The 15,483-nt window shown below is 68.9% G+C and carries 18 protein-coding genes; 4 read left to right on the forward strand and 14 right to left on the reverse strand.

Features of this window, described 5'->3' with window-relative positions; genetic code table 11:
* Positions 1-76: 76 nt before the first annotated feature.
* Positions 77-1,459, forward strand: a complete 1,383-nt coding sequence (locus OIE53_RS13700; RefSeq protein WP_327026991.1) for a rhodanese-like domain-containing protein — start codon at positions 77-79, stop codon at positions 1,457-1,459.
* A 31-nt stretch (positions 1,460-1,490) separates the two neighbouring features.
* On the opposite strand, the gene OIE53_RS13705 is transcribed toward OIE53_RS13700, so the two are convergent.
* Complete coding sequence (locus tag OIE53_RS13705; RefSeq protein WP_327026992.1) at positions 1,491-2,015, reverse strand: hypothetical protein; 525 nt, start codon at positions 2,013-2,015, stop codon at positions 1,491-1,493.
* A gap of 371 nt (positions 2,016-2,386) precedes the next feature.
* On the opposite strand from OIE53_RS13705, the gene OIE53_RS13710 reads away from it, so the two are divergent.
* A complete protein-coding gene (locus OIE53_RS13710) occupies positions 2,387-2,803 on the forward strand; it encodes a cold-shock protein (RefSeq protein ID WP_327026993.1) in 417 nt (138 codons plus the stop codon).
* A gap of 42 nt (positions 2,804-2,845) precedes the next feature.
* On the opposite strand, the gene OIE53_RS13715 is transcribed toward OIE53_RS13710, so the two are convergent.
* The 11 genes from OIE53_RS13715 to map form a co-directional block, all read right to left on the reverse strand.
* Positions 2,846-4,495, reverse strand: a complete 1,650-nt coding sequence (locus tag OIE53_RS13715) for an ammonium transporter (protein ID WP_327026994.1) — start codon at positions 4,493-4,495, stop codon at positions 2,846-2,848.
* Between the two features lie 27 nt (positions 4,496-4,522).
* Complete coding sequence (yut, locus tag OIE53_RS13720; RefSeq protein WP_327026995.1) at positions 4,523-5,548, reverse strand: urea transporter; 1,026 nt, start codon at positions 5,546-5,548, stop codon at positions 4,523-4,525.
* Positions 5,549-5,554: 6 nt separating this feature from the next.
* Positions 5,555-6,475 (reverse strand): urease accessory protein UreD, encoded by a 921-nt coding sequence (locus OIE53_RS13725; protein WP_327021955.1) that lies wholly within the window; start codon positions 6,473-6,475, stop codon positions 5,555-5,557.
* A complete protein-coding gene (gene ureG, locus OIE53_RS13730) occupies positions 6,472-7,101 on the reverse strand; it encodes an urease accessory protein UreG (protein ID WP_327021956.1) in 630 nt (209 codons plus the stop codon). The genes OIE53_RS13725 and ureG overlap by 4 nt, the downstream gene beginning before the upstream one ends.
* A gap of 35 nt (positions 7,102-7,136) precedes the next feature.
* Positions 7,137-7,823 carry an urease accessory protein UreF gene (locus tag OIE53_RS13735; protein ID WP_327021957.1) on the reverse strand — a complete coding sequence of 229 codons (687 nt, stop codon included), beginning with the start codon at positions 7,821-7,823 and terminating at the stop codon, positions 7,137-7,139.
* Between the two features lie 14 nt (positions 7,824-7,837).
* Positions 7,838-8,401: an urease accessory protein UreE gene (gene ureE / locus OIE53_RS13740; RefSeq protein ID WP_327021958.1), complete on the reverse strand. Its 564-nt coding sequence runs from the start codon at positions 8,399-8,401 to the stop codon at positions 7,838-7,840.
* Positions 8,402-8,432: 31 nt separating this feature from the next.
* Positions 8,433-10,151, reverse strand: coding sequence for an urease subunit alpha (locus OIE53_RS13745; protein ID WP_327021959.1), 1,719 nt, complete (start codon positions 10,149-10,151; stop codon positions 8,433-8,435).
* A 35-nt stretch (positions 10,152-10,186) separates the two neighbouring features.
* Positions 10,187-10,645 (reverse strand): urease subunit beta, encoded by a 459-nt coding sequence (locus OIE53_RS13750; RefSeq protein WP_327021960.1) that lies wholly within the window; start codon positions 10,643-10,645, stop codon positions 10,187-10,189.
* A gap of 31 nt (positions 10,646-10,676) precedes the next feature.
* On the reverse strand, positions 10,677-10,979 hold the full coding sequence (locus OIE53_RS13755) for an urease subunit gamma (protein WP_327021961.1): 303 nt from the start codon (positions 10,977-10,979) through the stop codon (positions 10,677-10,679).
* 188 nt (positions 10,980-11,167) lie between these two features.
* Complete coding sequence (locus OIE53_RS13760) at positions 11,168-11,461, reverse strand: hypothetical protein (RefSeq protein ID WP_327021962.1); 294 nt, start codon at positions 11,459-11,461, stop codon at positions 11,168-11,170.
* A gap of 87 nt (positions 11,462-11,548) precedes the next feature.
* Complete coding sequence (map, locus tag OIE53_RS13765; RefSeq protein WP_327021963.1) at positions 11,549-12,328, reverse strand: type I methionyl aminopeptidase; 780 nt, start codon at positions 12,326-12,328, stop codon at positions 11,549-11,551.
* 72 nt (positions 12,329-12,400) lie between these two features.
* On the opposite strand from map, the gene OIE53_RS13770 reads away from it, so the two are divergent.
* Positions 12,401-12,667: a helix-turn-helix domain-containing protein gene (locus OIE53_RS13770; RefSeq protein WP_327021964.1), complete on the forward strand. Its 267-nt coding sequence runs from the start codon at positions 12,401-12,403 to the stop codon at positions 12,665-12,667.
* 19 nt (positions 12,668-12,686) lie between these two features.
* Here the strand turns inward: OIE53_RS13770 and OIE53_RS13775 are convergent, their stop codons facing one another.
* Positions 12,687-12,884, reverse strand: coding sequence for a helix-hairpin-helix domain-containing protein (locus tag OIE53_RS13775; protein WP_327021965.1), 198 nt, complete (start codon positions 12,882-12,884; stop codon positions 12,687-12,689).
* Positions 12,885-12,920: 36 nt separating this feature from the next.
* Positions 12,921-13,199, reverse strand: a complete 279-nt coding sequence (locus OIE53_RS13780; RefSeq protein WP_327021966.1) for a hypothetical protein — start codon at positions 13,197-13,199, stop codon at positions 12,921-12,923.
* A gap of 1,504 nt (positions 13,200-14,703) precedes the next feature.
* Between OIE53_RS13780 and OIE53_RS13785 the strand changes: the two genes are divergently transcribed.
* Complete coding sequence (locus OIE53_RS13785; protein ID WP_327027186.1) at positions 14,704-15,450, forward strand: HAD family hydrolase; 747 nt, start codon at positions 14,704-14,706, stop codon at positions 15,448-15,450.
* Positions 15,451-15,483 lie beyond the last annotated feature (33 nt).

Raw genomic sequence — 15,483 nt, forward strand, 5'->3', positions numbered from 1 at the left:
CGCCCGACGCATACCCCCAGGGGTATATATTGGGAAGCGGTCATCGCCCGTCATCACTGCGAAGGAGTCGCCAGAAATGCTGTTCACCCAGTACTACCTGGATTGCCTGTCCCAGGCGTCGTACCTGATCGCCGACGAGAGCACCAAGCGTGCCGTGCTGGTCGACCCCCGCCGGGACATCGACGAGTACCTCGCCGACGCGCGGGCCCGGGGCCTGACCATCGACGGGGTGATCAACACCCACTTCCACGCCGACTTCCTCGCCGGTCACCTGGAGGTGGCGGCGGCGACCGGTGCCTGGATCGGCTACGGCCATCGCGCCGAGACGGAATACCCGATCCGCAAGCTGCGCGACGGGGAGCGGATCAGCCTGGGCGAGGTCACCCTGGAGATCATGGAGACCCCGGGTCACACCCCGGAGTCGATCAGCATCCTGGTCCACGAGCGTGCCGAGGACCCGGTGCCGTACGGGGTGCTGACCGGCGACGCCCTGTTCATCGGGGACGTCGGCCGCCCCGACCTGCTCGCCTCCCTCGGGGTGACCGCCGACGAGTTGGGCCGGATGCTCTACGACAGCGTCCAGCGCAAGCTGATGGGCCTGCCCGACGAGGTTCGGGTCTTCCCGGCCCACGGCGCCGGTTCCGCCTGCGGCAAGAACCTCTCCACCGAACGGCAGTCCACCATCGGTGAGCAGCGCCGCACCAACTACGCCTGCGCCCCGATGAGCGAGGAGCAGTTCGTCGCCCTGGTCACCGGCGGGCAACCGGCCGCCCCCGGCTACTTCGCCTTCGACGCCGTGCTCAACCGCAAGGCCCGCGAGCTGTTCGACCCGACCCGGGGGGCCCGCCCCCTCACCACGGCCGAGTTCGCCCAGGCCCACGCCGAGGGCGCCGTGGTGGTCGACACCCGGGACCCGCAGGAGTTCGCCACCGGGCATGTCCGGGGTGCGATCAACATCCCCGCCGACGGCCGGTTCGCCGAGACCGCCGGCAGCGTCCTGGCCCCGGAGCACCGGATCCTGGTGGTGGCGCCGCAGGACCGCGAGGAGGAGATCGTCGTACGCCTGGCCCGGATCGGGTTCGACCAGGTGCTGGGCTACCTGCGGGAGCCGGAGGCCGCCTTCCTGGAGATGATCGCCCAGATGACCCGGGCCAGCCGGGTCACCGCGACCGACCTGCGGGAGGCCCTGGAGCGGCCCGAGCCGCCGGTGGTGCTCGACGTGCGCAACGCCGGCGAGCGGGAGCAGGGCGCGGTCGAGGGCTCCCTGCACATCCCCCTGGCCGAGTTGACCCGCCGCCTCGACGAGGTGCCGACCGACCGTCCGGTCGTGGTGCACTGCGCCGGCGGCTACCGCTCCTCGGTGGCGGCCAGCCTGCTGCGGAGCGCCGGTCGGGCCGACGTGTCCGACCTGCTCGGCGGGTACGGCGCCTGGCAGTCCCTGCTGGCCGCCGCGCGCTGAAGGATCCGGCCGGTCGGGATCGCGGGGTCGCTCAAGACGCCCGATCCCGACCGGCCGACCTGGTCAACAACCGGGCCACCGCCAGCGGCAGCAGATGCAGCACCCCGGCCAGCAGGAAGGCCAGGGTGAGGATCTGGCCGACGGCGAGCCCGTGCAGCGCCAGCACCAGCGCCGCGCAGGCGCCGGTGGACAGCAGGTGCCACCCCAGGCGTCGCACGATCGACCAGGTGGTGGTGGGTGGCTGCGGCTTGTCCTCGCGGGTGCGCCAGGCACCGATCGCCGCGCCGACCGCCACCAGCAGGGCCACCTGCCCGGCCCAGAGGGCCACCCGGCCGACGCCTGCCTCGTTGGTCACCGACGGCGCCAGGAGGGTGGTCACCGTGAAGATGACGAAGGCAGGCAGCCCGACGAAGACGAAGGCCGTTATCGCCGCCCCCAGCACCCGCCTCGGCGGGCCCTGCTGAGGCTGGACCCCCTTGCTGATGTCGAGCCGTACCTCTTCCGGAGCCCAGATCAGGTTGGTGGTCACCGGCTGCTCACGCCCCGAAGCTGACATGCCGCGAGCCTAGTGCCGTCCGTCAATCTCCGGCGTACGGTGCGCGGGGTGCCGGACCGGGCGCCCCGTTTCGCCGAAACGGCGGGTTCCACGGCGGCGTGATACCGCCGTTTCGGCGAAACGGAGGCACCCTGACCGGTCCCTGACCGGAAACCCCGGGCCCCTGGCTGGAGGCCGCCAGGCCCTCTGACCGGAGGCCCCCGGGCCCGGCGGGCCCGGTGGGATTCCCCGCCGCATCCGGACCCGATAGCCTGCGAGGGCGGGACCTGCCGCGGCTAAGTTCTCGACCAGCGCTGGGCGTGGACGCGACCGCGAGCAGGGTGTCCCGGGTTGTCGCAGTGAGTGTGCGTTGAGTACGGGGTGGGGTTGTCGTGGCGTCAGTGGGGAAGATCATCCGGTTCGATGAGGTTCGCGGTTACGGCTTCATCGCGCCGTCCGCCGGCGGGGAGGACGTCTTCGTCCACGCCAACGACTTCGGCGAGCACCGTCACCAGGTGCGGGTCGGGATGCCGGTTGAGTTCGAGGCCGTGGACAGCGATCGTGGCCTGAAGGCCGCCTCGGTGCGGCTCATCGAGCCGGAGTCGCCCGCGGTCGGTGGCGAGCGGCGGCTGCGTCCGCGCGTCGAGGGCGACGAGGAGTTGTGCGACGTGCTGTCCCCCGCCGAGTTCACCGGGGCGGTGACGGAACTGCTGCTGCGCTGCTCGCCGTCGTTGACCGGCGCCCAGATCATCGCGGTACGGGAACGATTCATCGAGTTCAGCCGCGCCCACGGCTGGGTCGACGGCTGACCGGCTCGGCCCCTGAGCGGTCCGAGGGCCTCGGGGTGAGAGCTACTTGACGACCATCGGTGCCACCTCGGAGGTCCAGACCAGGCGGGGCTCGTAGCGGTTCAGCAGGTCGACCACGGCCTGCTCGGCCTGCTCAGGCACCAGCACGTCGAGCCGTAGTCGCGCCAGCAGGGGCTGCTCCTGCCAGTAGCCGCGCGGCAGCACCTGCCGCATGGTCCCCTCGGTCGCCGCGGTGGTGTCGGAGACGGTCAGGGAGATCGCGCCGGCACCTAGCAGTTCCTCGCGCAGGCTCCCGCTGTCGGCCACCCGGGCGGGGTCCAGCAGGGCGCTGACCAGCTTGACCTGCTGCCCGGCCGGCACCGAACCCGCACCGCCCGACCTGGTCCGCCGGGATCGGCGTTGTGGTCCGCCCGGGGCGACCAGGCTGGTCACCCCGCCCAGGTGGTAGGCGTCCGTGCCCTGCTGGGCCTGGTCCAGCCGGTCCTGGTCCTTCTCCGGCACCCGCAGGCCGAGCACCGCCTGGATCCCGGCCGCGATCAGCCAGGTCAGTACGAAGGAGAAGGCCACCACGCTGACCACCCCGACCACCTGGTCCCACAGCAGGCCGGCGCCACCGCCGAGGAAGAGACCGTCGCGGCCCAGGGGGTTGATGCCGTTGTCGCCGAACAGGCCCAGCAGCAGGGAGCCGAGCATGCCGCCGACGAAGTGCACCGCCAGCACGTCCAGGGCGTCGTCCAGCCGCAGCAGATACTTCAACCGCAGCGCCAGATGACAGACCAGACCGGCGATCGCGCCGATCGCGATGGCGGACAGGGTGTTGACGTACCCGGCGGTCGGGGTCACGGTCGCTAGCCCCGCGACCGCCCCGGAGACCCCGCCGACCACGGTGCTGTGGCCGTCCTTGACCCGCTCCACCAGCAGCCACACCAGCATTCCGGCGGCGGCGGCCAGGTGGGTGTTGAGCACGGCCTGGGCGGCCACCCCGTTGGCCTGGAGCCCGTCCCCACCGTTGAAGCCGAACCAGCCGAACCAGAGGATCCCGGCACCGAGGATGGTCAGCGGGATCGAGTTGGGGGGTGCCTCCGCGTGCGGCCAGTTCCTGCGTCGGCCGACGACCAGCAGTACGGCGAGCACGGCCGCCCCGGCACTGGCGTGCACGACCATTCCGCCGGCCCAGTCCTGGGTACCGAGCTTCGCCAACCAACCGCCCGGGTGCCAGAGCCAGTGGGCGATCGGGGCGTACACGACGATGGACCAGAGGGCCAGGAACAGCACCCAGCCGCCGAACCTCAACCGGCCGGCGGTGGCGCCGGTGACCAGCGCGGGGGTGATCACCGCGAACATCATCTGGTACGCGACGAAGGCCAGGGCCGGGATGGTGATCCGCCCGTCGACCACGTGCAGATGGGGTGCGGGGGGCACCTTCAGGTCGGTCAGCCCGAACAGTTCCAGGTTGCCCAACAGGCCGCTGCCGGCGTCGTCGCCGAAGGCGATGGTGTAGCCGACGAACACCCAGGTCAGGCTGACCACCCCCAGGGCGATCATGTTCTGCTGCAGCATCGCCAGGACGTTGCGGCTGCGCACCATCCCGCCGTAGAAGACGGCCAGGCCGGGGGTCATGAACAGCACCAGCCCGGTGCAGACCAGCACCCAGGCGGTGTCCCCCGGGTTAGCCGCGATGTCAGCGGACACGACCTGCCCCTTTCTGCATACGGCCGGTCAGACCGAACGTCGGACGGACGACACGACGGTCTCTTTGACCCGCTCGTGATTGGGCACCGGCGCGAAGTGCCGGTCGGGCAGCAGCAACAACCAGGTGGCGACGTTGAAGGGGCCGGTCAGCACCGGGATGCCCAACGGGGTGAGCACACTGGCCATGGCCATCTGGATGAACAGGGTCAGGGCGATGCCGAACAGGGTGTACCCGGTCACCAGCAGGCCCGGCCGGTGCAGCACCGCGCCCACCGCGATCGCGGTCAGTACGGCGTTGAAGCCGAGCAGTCCCTTGTCGAGGCTGGTGCCGTCGGCACCGAACCAGAGGGCCAGCAGGGTGGCGCCGACCGTGCCGACGATCGCGAAGACCGCCGACCAGCGAGAGTTGATCAACAGGGCGATGACGATGAGCAGCCCGCTGACCCAACTGTTGATCAGGAATACCTGGGAGATGCCGCGCAGGAAGATCGGCACCAGGTCCCAGTCGAAGCGCCCACCGGTCAGGGTGCCCTCGCCGGGGAACTTCGGGGTCAACTGGGTCAGCACGGTGAACCGGTCGAACTGGTACGCGGCCAGCAGCAGCACCCAGGTGGTGAGCACGAAGGGAAAGGTGAAGGCGGTCAGGCCCCACCGTTTGAAGATGGCGTTGAGGGCCAGGGTCACCACGGTGGTGCCCGCCGCGCCGAGCACCAGATACAGCCACATCAGGGGACGTTGGTCCAGGAAGGTCGGCACGGCGATGCCGGTGAGGAAGGGGCTGAACCCGAACAGCCCCTTGCGCCAGGAGGCCCGGTCGACCTGGAGCACCAGGGCGGTCGCGGTGCCGACGACCAGCCCCAGCACCCCACCACCGAAGACCCGGGGGTGCCCGCCGTCGAAGGCCCCCCAGGCGACCGCGATGAGGATGACCAGGCCGGTCAGCGGATTGTTCTGGAACACCACCTGCGCCGGTCCGCGCAGGCAGGCGTCGATGAACTGGACGAGCGGATTGCGGTCGGCCAGTCCGTCCCAGCCCTGTGTGATGGCGGCCATGTCAGCTCAGCGCCAACTGAAGGCCGGCGGGAAGGTGCAGCCGACCACCTCTTCGCGGGCGGCGGCACAGAAGGCCCGGACGGCCGCTTTGACGGGCTCGGTCTCCTGACCGAGGACCTTGAAGACCAGACCCGCGTCGTTGGGCAGCCGACCGACCGCCCCGGCCAAGGGGGTCTGCTCGTCCCAGACGGGTTCCGAGGTCCGTTCGTAGACCCGCGCGGCCCGCGCGGGGTCGGTCAGCAGCATGACGTTGCCGAAGACGTGGAAGCGGTCCATCATCCCGACCCGGTCGACCGGGAATCCGCCGGGAGAGATCACGAACTTCTCGACGAACAGCCCCCGCCCGTCCGGCCGCTCCGCCCGGAGCTGGGAGGAGAAGAGGTCGTAGGCGAAGATCTCCCCGTCGCGGTAGTACTTGCGGCCGGGCTGGAGCACCTCGGCGTAGAGCAGGGTGGCGCTGGCCGGCAGCCGTACCCGGGTGTGGGAGACGAATCGGCTGCGCCGGAACGGGATCACCGGCTCCGGGAGGAACTCCAGGTAGGCGTCCTCGGCCAGGGTGATGGTCTGCTGCTGGGTGCCGTAGTTGGCGTCCATCTCCTGGATCTTGGTGGCGGCCTGGGTGGTCAGGTGCGCCTGCGCCCCCGGGCCCAGGTCGACCTCCATGGACAGCCGGTCGCCCTGAAGCACCCCGCCGGAGGTGGTCAGGATCATCACGCAGGGCAGGCCGGGCATCTCCTCGTCCCAGTACAGTGCCCGCTGCACCAGCAGCGGCGACTGCCGGTAGAGGTCACGCAGGATGGTCCGGTCACCGCGCCGGTGGAAACCGAGCCGCAGCACCCCGACCTTGCCGTTGGCGGCGGCCGGTAGCTGGGCCGGTTGATCCTGGTACGGCGCCAGTTCCCGGACCAGGTCCAGGGAAGTCGTCATGCCGGCACTTCGGCATCGAAGAGCACATCGCGGCGGACCAGGTCGACCAGCTCGTCGATGCCCGCACCGGTCTTGCAGTTGGTGAAGACGAACGGCTTGCCGTTACGCATCATCGCGGCGTCGCGGGCCATCACCTCGAGGTCGGCGTCGACATACGGCGCCAGGTCCGTCTTGTTGATCACCAGGATGTCGGACTTGGAGATCCCCGGACCGTTCTTGCGCGGGATCTTGTCGCCGGCCGCGACATCGATCACGTAGATGAAGTAGTCGACCAGGGCGGGGCTGAAGGTCAGGGTCAGGTTGTCCCCGCCGCTCTCGATCAGCACCACGTCGCTGTCCGGGAACTTGGCCTCCATGTCCTCGACCGCCGCCAGGTTCATGCTGGGGTCCTCCCGGACGGCGGTGTGCGGGCAGGCCCCCGTCTCCACCCCGACGATGCGCTCCTCGACCAGCACCCCGGTCAACGCCCGCCGGACGTGCTTGGCGTCCTCCGTGGTGACCACGTCGTTGGTGATGACCAGGATGCGCAGCCCCTGCTCCACCAGGCGGGGCACGACAGTCTCGATGATGGCGGTCTTGCCACTGCCCACCGGGCCACCCACGCCGATACGGCTTGCTGACTTCATCTGTGCTCGACCCTTCTTCGAAGTAATCGCGAGGTTCAGCTCATGAACATGCGGACGTGCGCGTGCTGGTGCGCGGCGGCCAGGACGTCCAGGTGCGGGGCGAAGCCCTGCATGTCGTCCAGGGTGGCGCCGCGGACGTCCTGGTAGTCGTCGTCGACCGCCTTGTTGACGGCGTACAGGATGGACTGGGCGTCGAGGTGGTCCACCCGCAGCAGTCGGATCGCCGCGCTCAGCACCATCGACGCCGCGCCGTACTGGTGGGCCGCGAAGGCGGCCTGTTCGTCGACCCCGAGTTCGGCGAAGAGCACCCCCAGGGCCACCGGATAGGTCACCGGGACCAGGCCGTCGGTCTCGCCGGCCCGCTTCTTGAGCAGCGACTCACCGATGATGCGGTTGGCGGCCTCGGCCAGCTTGCGGCCCATGCGTACCGACATGGTGCGCATCTCTTCGTTGATCTTGCGGAGGTGGACGGCCTCGTCCGCCCGGCGGACCTGGTCCAGGTCCCCGACCGCCGCCCCCCGATGCCCGGCCAGCACGCCGACCCCGTCGCCGGTGGCGGCCAGTCGGGTGATGGTCCGGACGTACTCCTGGAGGCTGCTGCGGTCGTGCACGGTCCCGTGCTGGACGGCCATCTCCAGCCCGTTGGAGAAGGAGAAGGCGCCGACGGGGAACACCGAGTCGCCGAACTGGAGCAACCGCAGCGCCTCGGCCATGGTGGGCATGGCAGGACGATCCTTCAGTTCAGCTCGGCGGGCAGGTGCGAGTGCGGGGTGGAGTCCGCTCCGCCGAACAACCGCCGCGACTCGTGCGGGGCCAGGTAGGCGATGACCTCCGTACCGGCGATGAACTCGTGCGAGACGCCGGTGAACGAGTGGGTACGCATCACCGAGTCCATGACCTTGCGGTCCACGGTCAGCGGCACGTACATCTTGGTGCCCTTGACCACGGCCGGCCAGTGCTGGTTGCCGATGGCGTGCCCTAGCTCCACGGCCGAGCGGATCACCATGTCCAGGGATTCCCCGTGCAGCTTGTCCAGGTGTACGACCATCACCTCGCCGAGGGCGATCCGGGCCACCACCGCAGTCCCGGTGAGTTCGTCCCAGGCCAGGATGTCGCCGTCGCGCAGCCGTACCCCCCGGGACAGGGAGAGGGCGAGTTCGGTGCCGAGGCTTGTCGCCTTGCGCAGCCGACTCTTCTGGGCCTCCCACTGGTCCAGGACCAGGTCGTCGACCTTGGCCGTGCTCAGCCGCTCGGTCCAGTCCGGCTCGGCCACGTTGCCGAGCACCGATTCCACGATCATGTGTCGTCCTTTTCCGCGATCCGGGTACGGGTCAGCTGAAGAAGTAGAGCTGGCTCATGGGGAGGTTCCTGGCCGCCGGCACGGTCGCGTGGACGCCGTCCATCTTCACCGCGAAGGTCTCCGGGTCGACCTCCAACCTCGGCGTACGGTCGTTGCGCACCATGTCCCGCTTGGTCAGGTTGCGGCACCGGTAGACCGGCATGACCTGCCGTTGCAGGCCCAGTTGTTCGGCGATGCCGCTCTCGTGGGCGGCCTTGGAGACGAAGGTGACGCAGTTCTTGGCGACCTGGGTCCCGGTGGCCCCGAACGAGGGCCGGTAGTAGACCGGCTGCGGGGTGGGCAGGGAGGCGTTCGGGTCGCCCATGATCGACCAGGCGATCATGCCGCCCTTGAGTACCAGCTTGGGCTTCACCCCGAAGAAGGCGGGTTCCCAGAGTACGAGGTCGGCCAGCTTGCCCGGGGTCACCGACCCGATGACGTGGGAGACCCCCTGGGTGATGGCCGGGTTGATGGTCATCTTGGCGACGTACCGCAGCACCCGGAAGTTGTCGTTGTTCGAGGAGTCCTCGGCGAGCTTGCCCCGGACGTTCTTCATCTGGCCGGCCAGTTGGATGGTGCGTAGCCAGGTCTCCCCCACCCGGCCCATGGCCTGCGAGTCGCTCTGCATCATCGAGATGACGCCCTCGTCGAGCAGCACGTCCTCGGCGGCGATGGTCTCGGTGCGGATGCGGCTCTCCACGAAGGCCACGTCGGAGGGGACCTTCGGGTTGAAGTTGTGACAGACCATGATCATGTCGTACAGCTCGGACTGGCTGTTGATGCCGTACGGCACGGTGGGGGTGGTCGATCCGGGCAGCACGTTCATTTGGGCCGCGACCTTGATGATGTCCGGCGCGTGGCCGCCCCCGGCGCCCTCGGTGTGGAAGGTGTGGATGGTCCGGCCCTCGAAGGCGGCGATCGAGTCCTCGATGTAGCCGCTCTCGTTGAGGGTGTCGGTGTGGATGCTGACCTGCACGTCGAACTCGTCCGCGACGGCCAGGCAGGACCGGATCACCGCAGGCGGGGCACCCCAGTCCTCGTGGATCTTGAAGCTCGGCACCCCGGCCATGATCTGTTCCACCAGGGGCGCCCGGCCGCTGCTGTTGCCCTTGCCCAGCAGGCCGATGTTGATCGGCAGGTTCTCGAAGGCCCGCATCATGTTGTGGATGTTCCACGGGCCCGGGGTGATGGTCACCCCGTTGGTGCTGTCGGTGGGGCCGGTGCCGCCACCCCACAGGGTGGTCACCCCGTTGCTGAGGGCGGTCTGCACCTGGAAGGGGGTGACCAGGTGGACGTGGGCGTCGATGCCCCCGGCGGTCAGGATCAGGTGCTCCCCGGAGATGGCGTCCGTCCCCGGCCCGGTCACCAGTCCGGGGGTCACCCCGTCCATGATGTTCGGGTTGCCGGCCTTGCCGATGCCGGCGATCCGGCCGTCCTTGATGCCGACATCCGCCTTGACCACACCGAGCAGGGCGTCCAGCACGGTGACGTTGGTGATGACCAGGTCCACCACCCCCTCGGCGGTGGTGGCCTGACTGCTGCTGCCCATGCCGTCACGCAGGGTCTTGCCGCCGCCGTACATCACCTCGTCGCCGAGGACCCGCAGGTCCTTCTCGATCTCGATGTAGAGGTCGGTGTCGGCCAACCGGATCTGGTCGCCCGTGGTGGGGCCGTACATCCCGGCATACTCTTGCCGCGAGATCTGACTCATCTATCGCTCCAGGTTCCGTACGCGCTCGTCGATGCCTACTGCTTCTTGTTGTCGCCCTGGTCCTGCGCGCTGAACTTGAAGCCGCGTGTCCTGGCGTTGTGCAGCGACTCGGCGCGGTCCGGTCGATAGTCCGGCGGGGTGGGGTCGTCGCCGGTCCAGCCCTGGACCAGGCCGTTGAACCCGTACACCCGCTGGAGACCGCCGTACGAGACCAGCTGCACGGTCTTACGGTCACCCGGCTCGAACCGGATCGAGGTGGTGGCCGGGATGTTGAGTCGTTTACCGAAGGCCGCCGGCCGGTCGAATTCCAGGAACCGGTTCGCCTCGAAGAAGTGGAAGTGGGAACCGACCTGAATGGGCCGGTCACCGGTGTTGTGCACGACGACCTCGATCACCGGACGGCCGGCGTTGAGCTCCAGCGGCTGATCACTGAGCTTGTATCCGCCGATCGGACGCAGATGCTTGGAGTTCGGTCCCGGATGCTGTTTGGCCATGTCTGCCTCGCTCTGTCGAAAAGGGAGCGCCTCATTGAATGGGAGAGTGGATGGTGACCAGCCGGGATCCGTCGGTGAACACCGCCTCGACCTGGAGCATCGGGACCATGTCCCCCACCCCGGGCATCACGTCGTCGGCCTTGAGCACGCTGCGCGCGTCGTTCATGACCTCTTCGACGGTCTTGCCCTCGCGAGCACCCTCCAGGGCCGCGGCGCAGATGACCGCCACCGCCTCGGGATGGTTGAGCTTCAGGCCCTTAGCCCTTCGGGCATTGGCCACCATCGCCAACGAGAGGATGGTGAGCTTGTCGAACTCTCTCGGTGTGAGATGCATTTCCTGATCCTTCTCAGCAGTCGCCGGATGGCGTCGCCGGCCGGTTGGGCGGACCCACCGGGGTACGGGTTCGCGCCGAACCGTCCCGCTGCCGGTCTGGCGTTCCCGCTCATCGACCTACCGAATGCCAGGTTCGACTCTAGGAGTGTTTCGAGAGCTTTAGGGCAGTTTGCGGGGATAGGCAGGCTTTAAGGCTTCCGGTGACCCCGGGCCCGGTTCCCGGCCAGCCACATGTTCTGGAGGTCGGCCAGATGACCACCGACGAGGGCGCCGATCAGGGCACCGATCGTCACCCAACTGGTCGCCGCCTCGACCGCTAGGGTGTCCGCGTCGAAGGCCCGGCGGATGTCCTGCAGGGTGCCGCTGACGACGCCCTGGTTGTAGCCGAAGAAGGCACCGGAGAGTACGACGATCGAGATGATCGCCACCAGGTTGCGTCTGGGGGGCCTGGAGCCACCGGCCGTGCCGTCACCCGTTGCCATGGTGCCTTCCCCCGCCCAGAATCACCGACCTCATGCCCTTTGTAGCAAGAATGAGAGGTTTACGGATCTGGACGGGAAAGTCGCCCCTCAGCGGGCGAGGACGGGGCGCCGGGTGAGCACCTGGGGGCCGGCGGCGGTGATGGCCACGGTGTGTTCGGAGTGGGCGGTACGGGAGCCGTCCGCGGAGCGGATGGTCCACCCGTCGCCGTCGTACCTGATCTTGTCGGTGCTGCGGCAGAACCAGGGCTCGATGGCGAGGGTGAGACCGGGGTCGAGTTTCACCCCACGGCGGGGGCGGCCGTTGTTGGCCACATGCGGGGCCTCGTGCATGGTGCGGCCGATGCCGTGTCCGCCGAACTCGGCGTTGACCCCGTAGCCGTACGCCTTGGCGACCTCGCCGATCGCGGCGGAGATGTCGCCCAGGCGACCCCCGGGCTGGGCGGCGGCGATGGCGGCCTCCAGGGCCACCTCGGTGGCCTCGATCAGCCGCAGATCGGCCGGGTCGGGGGTGCCGACGACGAAGGAGAGCGCGGAATCGGCCACCCACCCGTCGATGCAGACCGCCATGTCGATGCTGAGCAGGTCCCCGTCGCGCAGCAGGTAGTCGTGGGGCAGGCCGTGCAGCACGGCGTCGTTCACCGACAGACACAGCACGTTGCGGAAGGGACCCCGGCCGAACGAGGGCGCGTAGTCCCAGTAGCAGGACTCGGCGCCGCGTTCGGCGATCCGCCGACGGGCGTGGTGTTCGAGGTCCAGCAGGTTGACCCCGACCGCCGCGAGATCGCGCAACTCGGCGAGCAGTTCACCGACGAACTGGCCGGTCACCGCCATCCGGCCGATCTCGTCGGACGACTTGAGCTCGATCACGACAGCCCCCTTCCGCGAAGCGGTATTTTTATACCACGACGGGTCGGGGGTGCCGAGGGATATCCTGCTGGCATGGTTCGCCAACCACTCACCGCCGAACAGATCGCCGCAGGCCAGCGCCTCGGGGTGGCGCTGCGGGCCGCGCGGGCCGGCCGCAGCCTGGTCGAGGTGGCCCTGGCAGCCGGCATCTCCCCCGAGACGCTACGCAAGATCGAGGCAGGGCGGCTGCCCGCACCGGCCTTCGGCACGGTGGTCTGCCTCAGCCAGGCCCTCGACGTTCCACTGGACGACCTGGCCGACGTCTGGTTGGCCGACATGCCGATCCGTCAGGCGTCCTGAAGACGCGACTGCCGGCGCCTCAGCTACCCAACGTCAGGTTGTGCTGCTCCAGCGCACTCTGGATGATCCCGAGTGCCTTCGGTCCCATGCCGTGCAGCTTGGCCAACTCCGCGCGCGACACCCCGACAAGGTCGCGCAGCGTCGAGTAGCCGGCGTTGTTCAACGCCCGCGTCGCCGGCGCACTGATCTTCGGCAGGGTGTCCAGGTCGGAACTCACCCACCCGATCCTAAGCCCGTGGACAGAACTCGCGAATCACTCGCCACCCTCTCCTGGTAGCCGGCGGCGAACCTCGGCGAGGAGATCGACCTGTGTTCGCCAGTCCGGGCCGGACAGTCCGATGACCACATGGTTCGCGCCGTGCGCGGCGTACTCCGCGAGGCGTTCGGCGGCCTCGTCCGGCCCGCCGGTGATGGGAAGCTCCTCGGCGTCGCGGGCGGTGTGCCGGTACGCGCCGGCCAGTCCCGCCGCCAACTCCGTACGGGAGGGGATGCCAGGGGCGTCGCCCAGCGCACCGGTGGCACCGATGGTCACCGTCGGCACCGGTCGGCGGCCACCGCGTTGAGCCGCGGGGCCATGAAGACATCGTTGTACCGCTTGGGTCTACCAGCCGTCGGTGCCGCGCTGCGCACCTCGTGACGTGACGTAGCAGTACAGGGCAAACACGAACAGGCCATTCAGGTTGGCCGACCGGCCTCGCTCCGGAGGACCTCATCGCCACCGAACGGATCGCCCAGCGACTGGAAGAACCCCCGCAACCCGCGACGATCAGGAAGCCACTCCCAGGTGAGCGGTGGGGACTGAACAGGTCGTTCCCGACTTCACATTTCCGGTCGGCCGAGCGCACCATCTTGCCCTGGTAGCGGCGTCGGAGCGGTGACCGATACCATCCGGATGCAGCCACCCACAAAGCTATTAAGCGCGTTTCGGTGGCGGGCTGGATAGATCGCACAGCCACCGTATTATTTTCGATTTCACAGGGACCGCATATCGATCTCCGGACGCAGTGGGGCGCCTAGCCGACACTGAATGCTGGCAGCTCAAAGGCGGCCAGAGTGCCGGCTAGGCGCACTCGTTGAGCCAGTGACAGAGGCGAGCCCAGTCACTGGCACTAGACCACTGAACGTCAGACGGCGTTGGCCACACCGCGCACGGCGTTGGCCACACCGCGAACAGCGTCGGCCACACCGCGAACAGCGTTGGCAACTCCGCGAACATCACCACGCACCATCGTGACACCTCCTCGAATTAAGGACCATGATGTGGAATCAGCGTACGCGAATGGCGTCGCGATCGATACTCCCGGCTGACGTTCTTTCTCAGTCTGTCAAGCACACATCACTTCCTCATGCGCAACAACCGACCACAGAACATCAGGTAATGCACTGAATGGTCGCCCCCGTCAATACCGTCGCGTTATAGTCCGAACTGGACACTTGTTGACCAACGAAGCTATCGCGAGTTGATCTATAAGCGCTACGAAACGGTGATCGACACCGCCGTCACCGCCCATAGCGGCATCGAGGAGACCTTGCAGGACCTGCCGCACACCAGTCGCTACGGCGAGGACCAAACTGACCGTGCCCTGACGCGTCAAGGCACACTGTGGGCATGCACTGGGTCCACGTCGACGGCTATCCGATGCCGATCCTGGTCGGCGGGCATCCCGCCCTGGAGCTCTGCAACACCTGGGCCGGCTGGACGGAACCACCGAGCCCGGAACGGGAGTGGCTGCGCGACTTCGACCGCCTTGCTGGTGGCGACCCGGCTGCTGCGTACCGCCCTGCACGACCTCCTGCTCGACCCGGCCGACACCACGGCCTTCCGGCACGTGGCCGAGCAGGCACACCGAGCCGCCGCCGCGGCAGTGCTGGAATCGGACCAGAGCGGGCTCGCCCGCTGGACGCTGCCCGACGACCTCAGCCTGGTGCTTCCCGCCGCCAGCCGGACTGACCAGCGTCCCGGCACCGTCCCGACCGTTCACCACGGCGGCCGAAGGCGAAGGGACGGACTCTGCCGCTTGCGCAAGGATGGGGGCATGCTGCGATCGCCTCGTGCGCTTCTGCTGGACTTCGGTGGCGTCCTGGCCGACGCTCCGCGACAGTCACCGGCGCCACCGGACCTGGTCCGGCGGTTGTCCGACCTGGTCGGCGGCACCGTGTCGGGCGAGCAGATCACCACCGACCTGACCGAGGGCGGCAGAGCCTACGGCCGATGGCGGGACGACAGCGCACACACCGGCGAGCCGATCGAGCTGACCCACCCTCAGGTGTGGGCGGACTTCGTGACCCACTCCTGGCCCGAGCCGGCCCGGGCGGCGGTCGAGGAGGCGGCGACCTCCCTGGCGTACGCCTGGGCCTGGCGGCCGGACTGGCAGATCCGCCCCGGGATCCCGGAGGCCTTGCGCGCGGCGGCGGATGCGGGTCTGCCCATGGCCGTGGTCAGCAACGCGCTCTGCGGGGCCGCGCATCGCGACTTCCTCGCCACCGCCGGATTGTCCGACCTGTTCGCCGCCGAGTTCTACAGCGACGAAGCCGGACTCCGGAAGCCCAATCCCCGGCTGGCCTGGCTGGCCGCCGAGGCCATCGGCGTACCGATCGGGGAATGCTGGTTCATCGGCGACACCGTGCACCGCGACGTCGCCTGCGCCCGACGAGCCGGGACCGCCGCCGCGATCCTCATGCGCTCGCCCCGCACCGACCGCGAACCACCCCACCCGCAGCTACGACCGGACGCCCGAATCGAGGACGGCCACGGCCTGGTCACCCTGCTGCACCAGAGGTGAAGACGGCGCAGCGTCGGCGGTGGCCCTGGGAGG

This window comes from Micromonospora sp. NBC_01739 (assembly GCF_035920385.1).
Taxonomy (GTDB): Bacteria; Actinomycetota; Actinomycetes; order Mycobacteriales; family Micromonosporaceae; genus Micromonospora.

Excerpts from the sequence above, each read along its gene's own strand:
- OIE53_RS13705 (WP_327026992.1), bottom strand. The coding sequence starts at position 2,015 with ATGTCAGCTTCGGGGCGTGAGCAGCCGGTGACCACCAACCTGATCTGG.
- ureE (WP_327021958.1), bottom strand. The coding sequence starts at position 8,401 with ATGATCGTGGAATCGGTGCTCGGCAACGTGGCCGAGCCGGACTGGACC.
- OIE53_RS13700 (WP_327026991.1), top strand. The coding sequence starts at position 77 with ATGCTGTTCACCCAGTACTACCTGGATTGCCTGTCCCAGGCGTCGTAC.
- yut (WP_327026995.1), bottom strand. The coding sequence starts at position 5,548 with ATGGCCGCCATCACACAGGGCTGGGACGGACTGGCCGACCGCAATCCG.
- OIE53_RS13770 (WP_327021964.1), top strand. The coding sequence starts at position 12,401 with ATGGTTCGCCAACCACTCACCGCCGAACAGATCGCCGCAGGCCAGCGC.
- OIE53_RS13785 (WP_327027186.1), top strand. The coding sequence starts at position 14,704 with ATGCTGCGATCGCCTCGTGCGCTTCTGCTGGACTTCGGTGGCGTCCTG.
- OIE53_RS13745 (WP_327021959.1), bottom strand. The coding sequence starts at position 10,151 with ATGAGTCAGATCTCGCGGCAAGAGTATGCCGGGATGTACGGCCCCACC.
- OIE53_RS13755 (WP_327021961.1), bottom strand. The coding sequence starts at position 10,979 with ATGCATCTCACACCGAGAGAGTTCGACAAGCTCACCATCCTCTCGTTG.
- OIE53_RS13750 (WP_327021960.1), bottom strand. The coding sequence starts at position 10,645 with ATGGCCAAACAGCATCCGGGACCGAACTCCAAGCATCTGCGTCCGATC.
- OIE53_RS13760 (WP_327021962.1), bottom strand. The coding sequence starts at position 11,461 with ATGGCAACGGGTGACGGCACGGCCGGTGGCTCCAGGCCCCCCAGACGC.
- OIE53_RS13735 (WP_327021957.1), bottom strand. The coding sequence starts at position 7,823 with ATGCCCACCATGGCCGAGGCGCTGCGGTTGCTCCAGTTCGGCGACTCG.
- OIE53_RS13725 (WP_327021955.1), bottom strand. The coding sequence starts at position 6,475 with ATGACGACTTCCCTGGACCTGGTCCGGGAACTGGCGCCGTACCAGGAT.
- ureG (WP_327021956.1), bottom strand. The coding sequence starts at position 7,101 with ATGAAGTCAGCAAGCCGTATCGGCGTGGGTGGCCCGGTGGGCAGTGGC.